Here is an 11479-nt window from a genome sequence, read left to right on the forward strand (position 1 = left end):
AATTTTTTATGAACACAGAATTATTTGGTGTCATCAATATTTTTATTGTTTCGATAGTTTTGGCTATTCCTTTAGGAAGGTATATTGCCAAAATTTATTCCGGCGATACAACATTGCTTGACCCGATTTTCAATCCAATTGAAAAATTTATTTTCAAAATCAGCGGAATCAATGCCACGGAATCAATGAACTGGAAACAGCATTTAAAAGCGCTGTTAAGCGTGAATATGGTTTGGTTCTTTCTTTGCTTTTTTGTGTTGTTATTTCAAGGTTCAATGCCTTTAAATCCAGACAATAATCCAAACATGACTCCCGATTTGGCATTCAATACCGCTATTTCGTTTGTAGTGAATTGCAATTTACAGCATTACTCCGGTGAAACTGGAGTTTCTTATTTGTCACAAATGGTATTGATGTTCCTGCAATTTGTATCTGCTGGTGTCGGGATGGCAGCCGCAGCGATGGTTTTTACTGCAATGAAAGAGAGAACCACAGATAAATTGGGCAACTTTTATAACTATTTTATCAAAAGCTGTACTCGAATTTTACTGCCTCTTTCTGCTCTTGTATCCATCGCTTTGTTATTTAACGGAACTCCAATGACTTTTGAAGGAAAAGATACAATCACCACTTTACAAGGTGATTCAGTAGGAGTTTCCCGCGGTCCTGCTGCTGCTTTTATCGGAATCAAACATATTGGAACCAATGGTGGTGGTTTTTTTGGAGCTAATTCGGCGCATCCTTTAGAGAATCCAACTTATTTCACGAATGCGGTTGAATTATGGGCACAATTAATCATTCCGTTCGCGATGATTTTTGCTTTGGGTTTTTATCTAAAGAAAAGAAGGTTGTCCTATGTCGTTTTTGGAGTTATGACTATTGGATTTTTACTTTTAGTAATTCCAACTGTTATCAGTGAACTCAACGGAAACCCAGCTATCGAAAAAATGGGAATTATGCAGTCTACAGGCGCTATGGAAGGCAAGGAAGTTCGTTTTGGACCCGCTATTTCAGGATTTTGGAGTATTGCCACGACCGTAATTTCTACAGGCTCGGTCAATAGTATGCATGACAGTTCGATGCCGGTTTCTGGATCCATGCAATTGTTGGCTATGATGGTTAACGCCTTTTATGGTGGTTGCGGAGTAGGATTTTTGAACTTTTATATTTTTATCATTCTTGCAGTCTTTATTTCGGGATTAATGGTGGGACGAACACCTGAGTTTTTAGGGAAGAAAATTGAAGCCCGAGAAGTCAAAATTGCTGCTTTCATTGCCATTCTACACCCTTTATTGATATTGTCAGGAACAGCATTAGCATCTTATTTTGCTGCAAATGATACTGCAATGGGCTACTGGTTTAGCGGTAATGCCACTGGCTGGTTGAACAATCCTGGACATCATGGATTTTCGGAAATGTTATACGAATATACTTCGAGTGCTGCCAACAACGGTTCTGGATTTGAAGGTTTGGGCGACAATAATCCTTTTTGGAACATTACTACAGGAATCGTGTTGTTATTGAGTCGTTTCCTTCCTATCATTGGGCCTTTAGCTATCGCAGGATTATTGGCTAATAAAAAATACATTCCAGAAAGTGCTGGAACTTTAAAAACAGATACGACCATTTTTGGAGTTATGGTTTTTGCCGTAATCGCCATTATTGCAGCCTTATCTTTCTTCCCAGCATTGGCTTTAGGACCATTGGCAGAATATTTTACATTAAAATAATAATAAAAATGAATAACAATAAATCCAATTCATTATTCGAAAGTAAGCAGGTAAAAGAGGCGTTAGTGCAGTCTTTTGTAAAGCTAAACCCGAAAATAATGTTCAAGAATCCGGTAATGTTCACCGTTGAAATTGGAACTGCCATTATGTTTGCTGTGTGTATTACCATTTTATTCGGCGCACAAGACCAAGGCAGTTTTACTTATAATTTCATAGTTTTTTTAATTTTGTTAGCAACGCTTTTGTTTGCCAATTTTGCCGAGGCTATTGCCGAAGCAAGAGGAAAAGCACAAGCGGATAGTTTAAGAAAAACACGGGAAGAAACACCGGCAAGACAAGTTTTAGCCAATGGTGAAATTAAGAATATCAGTTCTTCTGAATTGAAGAAAGGCGATGTTTTTGTTTGTGAATCAGGAGATTTAATTGCCACTGATGGTGAAATTATCGAAGGATTGGCCACGATTGACGAAAGTGCTATTACCGGAGAAAGCGCTCCTGTAATTCGAGAAGCGGGTGGTGATAAATCATCGGTAACTGGAGGAACAAAAGTATTATCAGACAAAATCAAAGTGATTGTGACTAATGAACCAGGGGAGAGTTTTCTGGACAAAATGATTGCTTTGGTAGAAGGGGCAAGTCGTCAAAAAACGCCTAATGAAATTGCATTAACTATTTTGTTGGCTGCCTTTACATTAATCTTTGTGATTGTTTGTGTAACCTTGAAACCGTTTGCTGATTATGCGAATGCACCGATAACAATTGCTGCCTTCATTTCTCTTTTTGTTTGTTTGATTCCAACAACGATTGGTGGTTTGTTATCAGCGATTGGAATTGCAGGAATGGACAGGGCTTTGCGAGCTAATGTAATTACTAAATCAGGAAAAGCGGTCGAAACTGCGGGAGATATTGATGTATTACTTTTGGATAAAACAGGAACAATCACTATTGGAAACAGAAAAGCAACACGTTTTTATCCTGCAAAGGGGATTTCGGAAGATGATTTTATAAAGTCAGCAGTTTTGAGTTCACTGGCTGATGACACGCCCGAAGGCAAAAGTATTGTGGAACTGGCAGGAATTGAAGTTGCAAATAAACTATCTATTGAAGGAGCTACTTTAATCAAGTTTACCGCCGAAACGAGAACCAGCGGTGTTATTTTAAAAGACGGAACCGATATTAGAAAAGGAGCTCAGGATGCTGCAAAAAATATTGCACTGCAAGCGGGAACAATTTTCCCGGAGGATATTGCAGAAGCAGTGATTGCTATCTCATCAAAAGGAGGAACGCCATTGGTGGTAGTAAAAAATGCTCAAGTCCAAGGTGTAATTGAATTGCAGGACATTATTAAAACGGGAATGAAAGAACGTTTTGACCGTTTGAGAAAAATGGGAGTGAAAACGGTAATGGTTACAGGAGATAACCCGTTGACAGCCAGATTCATTGCTGAAGCTGCTGGTGTTGATGATTTTATTGCCGAAGCCAAACCTGAGGATAAGATGAATTACATCAAAAATGAACAAGAACAAGGCAAGCTAGTAGCGATGATGGGTGACGGAACTAATGATGCACCCGGTTTGGCGCAAGCTAATGTTGGTGTGGCCATGAACAGCGGAACTCAAGCAGCAAAAGAAGCCGGAAACATGGTCGATCTAGACAATGATCCTACCAAGTTAATTGAAATCATAGAGATAGGAAAACAATTATTGATGACCAGAGGAACGCTTACTACGTTCTCTATTGCGAATGATGTGGCTAAATATTTTGCCATTGTTCCTGCGCTTTTCATCACGGCAATTCCTGCTCTTGAAGGATTAAATATTATGGGATTACACAGTCCAGAAAGTGCGATTTTATCAGCTGTGATTTTCAATGCGATTATCATTCCGATATTGATTCCGCTTGCATTAAAAGGAGTTGATTATAAGCCAATTGGTGCGAGTGCCATTTTGAAAAGAAACCTATTGATTTATGGACTTGGTGGCTTGATCATCCCATTTATTGGGATTAAAATAATTGATTTGGTTGTAGCATTATTTATGTAATCCTCACCCCAGCCCTCTCCAAAGGAGAGGGAGCCGAAATTCCATAAAAGGATGATGAAAAATGAATTTTAAGAATTAATAAACGAAATTAAGAGTAAAAACTTCCATAATTTCTCCCTCTCCTTTGCTTCACCAGTTTGCTGTCGATTGTGTAGAGAAGGTCGGGATGAATAAAAAAAAATAAAAAAATGAAAAATATATTTTCAATATTAAAATTCACCTTATTTATGGTGGTATTGTTAGCGGTTATTTACCCAATGGCAATTTTTGGAATAGCACAATTGGCTCCCAATAAAGGAAAAGGAGAAACAATTACCGTAAACGGAAAAGTGGTGGGGTATCAAAAAATTGGACAAAAATTCGACAAATCCAACTACTTTTGGGGAAGACCTTCCGCTGTAGATTATAACGCTGCAGGAAGTGGAGGAAGCAATAAAGGAGCAAGTAATCCTGATTATTTAGCTTTGGTGCAAAAAAAAATCGATACCTTTTTAATCGTACATCCTTATCTTAAAAAATCAGAGATTCCTTCGGATATGGTGACGGCTTCTGGAAGTGGTTTAGATCCTAATATTTCACCGCAAGGAGCTTTGATTCAGGTAAAAAGGGTGGCGAAAGAAAGAAACTTATCAGAGGGAAAAGTAAAAGCTTTGGTAGATAGTAAAATTAATTTACCAGCTATTATGGGAACTGCAACAGTGAATGTTCTAGAATTGAATATCGCTTTGGATGAATTGAAATAATTTTATATTAAAAAAAAGTCCTTTAGAAAAGCAGTTGCCCTAGCCCAGATAGAAGTGAAAATCCTTTTTATTCCGCCTTTTTGGCGGGAAAAAAGATTGCAACGGATAGCTGGAAATAGCTTCAAAAAATAAATAATGAGGGTGAGATTGCTTCGTTCCTCGTAATGACAAAAAAATGAAAAATATAATAAGTATCGCTTTAATAGCTTTTGGGATAACAACAGTTAGTGCACAAGAAACTGAAAAAACACAAAGTCCTTTTTCGTTTTCGGGTTATGTAGAAACGTATTACAGTTATGATTTTGGAGAACCAGACAATCATGTAAGGCCTGGATTTATTTACAGTCATAACAAGCATAATGAAGTCAATTTGAATTTAGGATTGGCAAAGGTAAATTATGCTAAAGACAATGTTCGCGGGAATTTTGCCTTAATGGCCGGAACGTACGCCCAATACAATCTGGCAGCAGAACAGGATTTACTAAAAAATGTATATGAAGCTAATGTAGGTGTGAAAATTTCGTCGAAACATAATCTGTGGATTGATGCGGGAATTATGCCATCACATATTGGTTTTGAAAGTGCTATTGGTAAAGATTGCGCCACTTTGACTAGAAGTATTTTGGCGGATAATTCTCCGTATTACGAAGCAGGAGTAAAAATTGGATATACGTCAAAAAGCGAAAAATGGTATTTGGCTGCCATGTATTTAAACGGTTGGCAACGCATTCAGCGAATTGATGGCAACCAGACACCGGCTTTTGGTACACAAGTAACCTATAAACCTACTGCCAAAACCGCATTAAACTGGAGTACCTATGTAGGGAATGAACAACCGGATAATGACAAAAAATGGCGTTATTTCAATAATTTTTATGGACAATTTAAAGTATCCGAAAAAACAAGTTTAACAGCTGGTTTTGATATTGGAGCGCAACAAACACTCAACGGAAGCAGTGATTATGATGTTTGGTTTTCACCGATTTTAATAGCGCAATACAAACCGACAAGTAAAATCCAATTGGCAGCAAGAGGTGAATATTATGGTGATGAAAAAGGAGTTATTATTGCAACAGGAACTCCAAATGGATTTAAAACCTACGGTTTTTCAGCTAATTTCGATTATTTAACGACTGATAATGTCATGTTCAGAATAGAGGCAAGAACTTTAAATAGTAAAGACGAGATCTTTTTGAAAGACAATTTGCCAAGCAATCAAAATGTATTTTTAACTACGTCATTAGCTATTTCATTTTAATTTTTTCTAAAATATAAAATCCTAAAACTAAATTGGACAACGAAAAAGAAAATAATGTCAAGCACTTTCTTGATTTAATTCAGAAATCACGTAAAGGAAAGTTTAAAGTCTACATCGGTATGAGTGCCGGTGTAGGCAAAACTTTTCGTATGTTACAGGAAGCACATACGTTGTTGAAAAATGGTATCGATGTAAAGATTGGGTATATAGAAACGCACAATCGGAAAGAAACACACGAACTATTAGAGGGTTTACCGGTGATTCCAAGGCGAACTCTTTTTTATAAAGGGAAACTGCTTGAAGAAATGGATTTGCAAGCCATTATCAATTTGCGTCCTGAAGTAGTTATTGTTGATGAATTAGCGCATACGAACATAGAAGGAAGCAAAAACGAAAAACGCTGGCAGGATGTTCTGGAGATTCTGGAAGCGGGAATAAATGTGATTTCGGCAGTAAATATTCAGCACTTAGAAAGTCTAAATGCAGACATTAAAAACATCACAAATATTGACGTTCGGGAACGTATTCCGGATACTGTTTTGAAATTAGCGGATGAGGTTGTCAATATTGATTTGACTTCAGATGAGTTGATAACCCGTTTGAAAGATGGAAAAATCTATACCGCAGATAAAATCCTTACAGCGCTGAATAATTTTTTTAAATCCGATCAAATTTTACAATTGCGGGAACTGGCCTTAAAGGAAGTAGCGAGTCAAGTCAATCGGAAAGTGGAAAGTGAAGTGCCCAAAAACATTGCAGTAAAACATGAAAAATTATTGGCTTGCATTAGCAGTAACGATAAAATCGCCAAGACAATCATAAGAAAAACGGCCCGATTAGCCAGTTATTACAACTGTAAATGGTATGTTTTGTATGTGGAAACTCCAAAAGAAAGCAGCGACAAAATTGCATTAGACAAGCAACGGCACCTTATTAATAATTTTAAATTGGCTACACAACTTGGTGCCGAAGTAATTAAAGTTCAGAATACTCATATAACAAATGCTATTTTAGAGGTGGTCGCGCAAAAACAAATCACCACCGTTTGCATCGGGAAACCGCATTTGAGTTTATTTAAAGTAATTTTATCGACAACTGTTTTTAATAAATTGTTGAACAACCTAACGTCATCTAATATTGATCTTATAATTCTATCTTAAAATGAAAATTAAAACCAAATTAAACCTAGGCGTTGGCTTGCTTTTTCTAATGATAATCATCCTTTCATTAGTAGCGGCATTTTATATTTTTTCGATAAAAAAAGATACAGACAATATTTTAAAAGCTAATTACAACACGCTAGAATATTCGCGAAACATGCTTCTTTCGTTAGATGAAATTAATGGGAATGAAGAGAAGGCAATTATTATTTTTGAAAGCAATATTACCAAACAAATTGCCAATATTACGGAAGCTGGCGAAGATAAAGCGACCTATAATTTGCAGAAAAATTTCGATTTTTTGAAGAAAAATAGAACCGATGAAACCTTAAAAAGCCAAATCCGTCAAGACATTTTCAAGATTATGAAATTGAATATGAATGCAATAAAAGAAAAAAGTGATATTGCAAAACACACAGCAGAGACCGCTAATTTTTGGATTGCAGTAACAGGAACACTTTGCTTTTTGATTGCTTTTAATCTTCTGGTGAATTTGCCCAACAATATTGCCAATCCAATAAAAGAACTCACGGACAGTATCAAAGAAATAGCCAATAAAAACTATTCACAACGAGTGCATTTTATGAACCACAATGAATTTGGAGATTTAGCGAAATCATTCAACACCATGGCCGAAAAACTGCAGGAATATAACAATAGTAATCTCTATAAACTGTCATTTGAAAAGAAAAGACTAGAAACCTTAATCAATAATATGCATGATCCAATCATTGGGTTAGACAATCAAGGATTGGTTTTATTTGCAAATAATGAAGCCTTGAAAATCATTGGATTAAAAACGGAAGAAGTAATTGGAAAATTGGCAACAACTCTTGCTCTGACAAATGATTTGATGAAATCGCTAATAATAAATGATTTGTCTAACGAAAAACAGAAATCGCTCCCTATGAAAATTTTTGCCGATGGGAAAGAAAGTTATTTCGAAAAAGAAACTGTAAATATTACGATAAAACCAACAGGAGAAGATCAAACTATTGTAATTGGCGATGTTATTATTTTGAGAAATATTACTGTTTTCAAAGAACTGGATTTTGCTAAAACCAATTTTATTGCTACTGTTTCACACGAATTGAAAACCCCAATTTCATCCATCAAATTAAGTTTACAATTACTTGAAAAAGCAGAAACAGGCAACATTAATGAAGATCAAAAGCAATTAATAGAAAGTATAAAAGACGACAGTCAGCGGTTATTAAAAATTACTGGGGAACTATTGGAATTGTCGCAGTTAGAAACGGGAAATATAAAGCTGAATATTGAGAAGAGTAATCCCTATGAAATTATTAACTATGCTACCGAAGCCGTAAAAGTGCAAGCAGAGCAAAAGCAAATAGAACTAGTTATTGAAACGGAACAAAATTTACCGGATATAAAAGCGGATAGCGAGAAAACTGCTTGGGTTTTGATTAATTTTTTAACCAATGCAATTACGTATTCAACAGAAAACAGTACCATAATTGTAAAACTTAAAAATGAAAACAATCAGGTTGTTTTTCGAGTAATTGATATTGGAAAGGGAATTGATAGTCGTTATAAAACTAAAGTTTTTGATAAATATTTTCAGGTACCAGGAAGTCATAAGTCAGGAACGGGATTGGGTTTAGCTATAAGCAAAGAATTTATAGAAGCACAAAACGGAACTATTGGAGTAGAAAGTGAATTGGGTCTGGGAAGTACTTTTTATTTTAAATTGACAGCAGTTTAAAATTTTTGTAACAGATTTATTTTCAAAAATGTTGAAGATTTACAGTCGAACAGCCCACAAATCGAATATTCTAATACTCTGTCAGATTCCTAGCTGGAAATAAAGAAGTTTCAGAAATCAAAATATTTGGCTAAAATAGAAACGGTATACATGAAAAACCACATTTCATTTATACCGTTTGTGTTTAATATTAGATAAAACATACAAGTCAAATGATGAAATTCCTTACTCTCTTTCCTTATTTCAGTGTTTTAAAGTCTGTATTTACGAAATATAATTCCAATAAAAAACCCTAACATATTGATGTTAGGGTTTTTGCTTTGGTAGCGAGACCGAGATTTGAACTCGGGACCTCAGGGTTATGAATCCTGCGCTCTAACCAACTGAGCTATCTCGCCATGATTGAGGGTGAATAATCCTCCCTGAATGCGGGTGCAAATATAAAAATAATAATACAGCTTGCAAGTATATTTTGAAGAAAAAAAAATATTTTTAAAAACACTTTTTTTATGTAGTTATATTCTATATATTTCCGAAAAATTAAATGTAGCTCATGGATCAAAAAGTACGTTACGAAATCGAATTCCCCATCAATTCTTCGCCTCAATTGTTGTATCAATACATATCGACACCATCAGGTTTATCGGAGTGGTTTGCCGATAATGTCAATTCTCGTGGTGAGTTTTTTACTTTTATTTGGAATGACTCCGAAGAAAAAGCAAGGCTTGCCTCTAAGAAAACAGGTGAGAAAGTGAAATTTAAGTGGGTTGACGAAAACAGTAAAGATACCGAGTACTTTTTTGAATTGCACATTTTAGTCGATGAACTCACTAAAGATGTCTCTTTAATGGTAGTAGACTTTGCTGATAAAGATGAAGTCGATGAGGCCACGTTATTATGGGAAAACCAAATCTCTGACTTGAAACATCTAATTGGATCTGTATAGTAAAATCATATTTTATGACTTATATTTGCCCTGAATAAAATTTAGGGCTTTTTTTATGATTAATTTTAATGGAACTTTAGTGTCTCGGGATGCCAATATATTGACTCAAAATCGTGCTTTTCTTTATGGAGACGGAGTTTTTGAAACAGTGAAAATAATAAACAATAAAATTCTTTTCCTGGAAGACCATTATTTTAGGTTAATGTCTTCTATGCGTGTAGTCCGAATGGAAATTCCCATGAATTTCACAATGGAATACCTCGAGGAACAAATCCTTTCTTTGGTTAATAAATCCGTATTAGATAAATCCTCAAGGGCCCGAATTACAGTTTACAGAAACGATGGCGGTTATTATTTGCCACAAAGTAATACGGTCTCTTTTTTAATTCATGCTGTAGCACTCGAAAACACCATGTATTCATTCGAAAAGAAAGAGTATGAAGTAGATTTATACAAAGACTTCTATATCACAAAACAATTGCTGTCGTCTATTAAAACGACTAATAAGATCATAAATATAACAGGAAGTATTTTTGCGAGTGAAAACGGCTTAGATAATTGCTTATTGCTAAATGATAGCAAGAATGTGGTTGAAGCGTTACAAGGTAATATCTTCATGCTAGTGGGTAATAAATTGATTACTCCGCCAGTTTCTGAAGGGTGCTTGAACGGTGTTATGAGAAAGCAAATTTTAAGTTTAGCTAAAAAAATAGAAAATTTAGAGGTCGTAGAAGACGTAATTTCTCCGTTTGACCTTCAAAAAGCAGATGAGTTATTTGTGACCAATGTTATCAAAGGAATTCAACCGATAACCCAGTATCGTAAAAAAACTTTTACCGCGAACATATCCGATCAACTATTGGATAAACTTAACGAAATGATAAGTAGTACTTAGTTCAAGTAGGGGTTTTCCGGAGCATTTGACCAGATTAGGTATTCTCCGCCCAATTCCATGATTTGCTCTTTCCAGAAATGAGTTGCTGATTTACCAATTATTTTGTTTTCATAGCTATTGGCGGTAATAATCCAAGAATGGCTTTTCATTTCACTTTCCAGTTGATTTTCGTGCCAACCAGTGTATCCTAAAAAGAATCGGATGTTATCTTTGCTTATTTCTCCTTTATTGATGAGTTCTTTGGTAGATTCAAAATCACCACCCCAATAAATTCCATTCGATATCTCAATGCTATTGGGAATCAGCTCTGGAATATTATGGATAAAATAAAGGTTGTCTTGTTCCACAGGACCACCATTATAGATCTTAAATCGAGCATCTACATCCGGTATCAAGTCGTGGATGGTATATTTCAAAGGTTTATTAATTATAAAACCAACGGATCCTTCTTCGTTATAGTCAGCTAATAAAATTACCGATCTATTGAATGATAAATCCCCAATTATCGTAGGCTCTGCTATAAGCAAATATCCTTTTTTTAATTTATCTGTAATCATCGGATTGGATTTTTTATTAAATTTAAGTTTTTTATTATAAGAGTGCCAAATAAAATCGTTGAAACGCATAAAAAAACCTTCCAGAAGGAAGGTTTTGATTATATAGGTTAACTAAATTAGTTTACCGCACCTTCTAATTCTGCACCTGCTTTAAATTTTACTACATTTTTAGCAGCAATTTGGATAGTTTTTCCTGTTTGAGGATTTCTACCGTCTCTTGCAGCTCTAGCAGAAACAGACCATGATCCGAAACCTACTAAAGATACTCTTCCACCTTTTTTCAAAGTACCTCCTACATTTCCTAAAAATGACTCTAAAGCTAATTTTGCAGCAGCTTTTGTGATTCCTGCATCAGCAGCGATAGCATCGATTAATTCTGATTTGTTCATAATAAATAGTTATTAATTGTTGGTTATTAAAAA

Annotated in this window: 10 protein-coding genes and 1 tRNA gene; 8 read left to right on the plus strand and 3 right to left on the minus strand. The window is 35.3% G+C overall.

All coding sequences use genetic code 11. The features are described 5' to 3' along the window. The first annotated feature begins 8 nt into the window (after positions 1-8). The 6 genes from kdpA (at position 9) to G7A72_RS12890 (ending at position 8659) form a co-directional block, all read left to right on the plus strand. Positions 9-1730, plus strand: coding sequence for a potassium-transporting ATPase subunit KdpA (gene kdpA / locus G7A72_RS12865; RefSeq protein WP_165152751.1), 1722 nt, complete (start codon positions 9-11; stop codon positions 1728-1730). An 8-nt stretch (positions 1731-1738) separates the two neighbouring features. Continuing rightward, positions 1739-3772, plus strand: a complete 2034-nt coding sequence (kdpB, locus tag G7A72_RS12870) for a potassium-transporting ATPase subunit KdpB (protein WP_165152752.1) — start codon at positions 1739-1741, stop codon at positions 3770-3772. Between the two features lie 188 nt (positions 3773-3960). Then, complete coding sequence (locus tag G7A72_RS12875) at positions 3961-4515, plus strand: K(+)-transporting ATPase subunit C (RefSeq protein ID WP_165152753.1); 555 nt, start codon at positions 3961-3963, stop codon at positions 4513-4515. A 175-nt stretch (positions 4516-4690) separates the two neighbouring features. Beyond that, the gene (locus tag G7A72_RS12880; RefSeq protein ID WP_165152754.1) at positions 4691-5773 is read left to right on the plus strand and encodes a porin; all 1083 of its coding nucleotides are present in this window, start codon (positions 4691-4693) and stop codon (positions 5771-5773) included. A gap of 32 nt (positions 5774-5805) precedes the next feature. After that, positions 5806-6933, plus strand: coding sequence for a sensor protein KdpD (locus tag G7A72_RS12885; protein WP_165152755.1), 1128 nt, complete (start codon positions 5806-5808; stop codon positions 6931-6933). A 1-nt stretch (position 6934) separates the two neighbouring features. Continuing rightward, positions 6935-8659: an ATP-binding protein gene (locus G7A72_RS12890; protein WP_165152756.1), complete on the plus strand. Its 1725-nt coding sequence runs from the start codon at positions 6935-6937 to the stop codon at positions 8657-8659. A 321-nt stretch (positions 8660-8980) separates the two neighbouring features. Here the strand turns inward: G7A72_RS12890 and G7A72_RS12895 are convergent. Continuing rightward, a tRNA-Met gene (locus G7A72_RS12895) sits at positions 8981-9057 on the minus strand. Between the two features lie 155 nt (positions 9058-9212). Between G7A72_RS12895 and G7A72_RS12900 the strand changes: the two genes are divergently transcribed. Together G7A72_RS12900 and G7A72_RS12905 are read left to right on the plus strand one after the other, a co-directional pair. Continuing rightward, positions 9213-9605: an START-like domain-containing protein gene (locus G7A72_RS12900; protein ID WP_066077711.1), complete on the plus strand. Its 393-nt coding sequence runs from the start codon at positions 9213-9215 to the stop codon at positions 9603-9605. A 55-nt stretch (positions 9606-9660) separates the two neighbouring features. Then, positions 9661-10500 carry an aminotransferase class IV gene (locus G7A72_RS12905; RefSeq protein ID WP_165152757.1) on the plus strand — a complete coding sequence of 280 codons (840 nt, stop codon included), beginning with the start codon at positions 9661-9663 and terminating at the stop codon, positions 10498-10500. Here the strand turns inward: G7A72_RS12905 and G7A72_RS12910 are convergent. After that, positions 10497-11057 carry a YqgE/AlgH family protein gene (locus G7A72_RS12910; protein ID WP_113666499.1) on the minus strand — a complete coding sequence of 187 codons (561 nt, stop codon included), beginning with the start codon at positions 11055-11057 and terminating at the stop codon, positions 10497-10499. The genes G7A72_RS12905 and G7A72_RS12910 overlap by 4 nt on opposite strands. Positions 11058-11173: 116 nt before the next feature. Continuing rightward, positions 11174-11446, minus strand: coding sequence for an HU family DNA-binding protein (locus G7A72_RS12915; RefSeq protein ID WP_073017033.1), 273 nt, complete (start codon positions 11444-11446; stop codon positions 11174-11176). Positions 11447-11479: the final 33 nt, after the last annotated feature.

This window comes from Flavobacterium sp. Sr18 (assembly GCF_011064265.1).
GTDB lineage: Bacteria > Bacteroidota > Bacteroidia > Flavobacteriales > Flavobacteriaceae > Flavobacterium > Flavobacterium petrolei.

Excerpts from the sequence above, each read along its gene's own strand:
- G7A72_RS12890 (WP_165152756.1), top strand. The coding sequence starts at position 6,935 with ATGAAAATTAAAACCAAATTAAACCTAGGCGTTGGCTTGCTTTTTCTA.
- G7A72_RS12915 (WP_073017033.1), bottom strand. The coding sequence starts at position 11,446 with ATGAACAAATCAGAATTAATCGATGCTATCGCTGCTGATGCAGGAATC.
- kdpA (WP_165152751.1), top strand. The coding sequence starts at position 9 with ATGAACACAGAATTATTTGGTGTCATCAATATTTTTATTGTTTCGATA.
- G7A72_RS12905 (WP_165152757.1), top strand. The coding sequence starts at position 9,661 with ATGATTAATTTTAATGGAACTTTAGTGTCTCGGGATGCCAATATATTG.
- kdpB (WP_165152752.1), top strand. The coding sequence starts at position 1,739 with ATGAATAACAATAAATCCAATTCATTATTCGAAAGTAAGCAGGTAAAA.
- G7A72_RS12880 (WP_165152754.1), top strand. The coding sequence starts at position 4,691 with ATGAAAAATATAATAAGTATCGCTTTAATAGCTTTTGGGATAACAACA.
- G7A72_RS12900 (WP_066077711.1), top strand. The coding sequence starts at position 9,213 with ATGGATCAAAAAGTACGTTACGAAATCGAATTCCCCATCAATTCTTCG.
- G7A72_RS12910 (WP_113666499.1), bottom strand. The coding sequence starts at position 11,057 with ATGATTACAGATAAATTAAAAAAAGGATATTTGCTTATAGCAGAGCCT.
- G7A72_RS12875 (WP_165152753.1), top strand. The coding sequence starts at position 3,961 with ATGAAAAATATATTTTCAATATTAAAATTCACCTTATTTATGGTGGTA.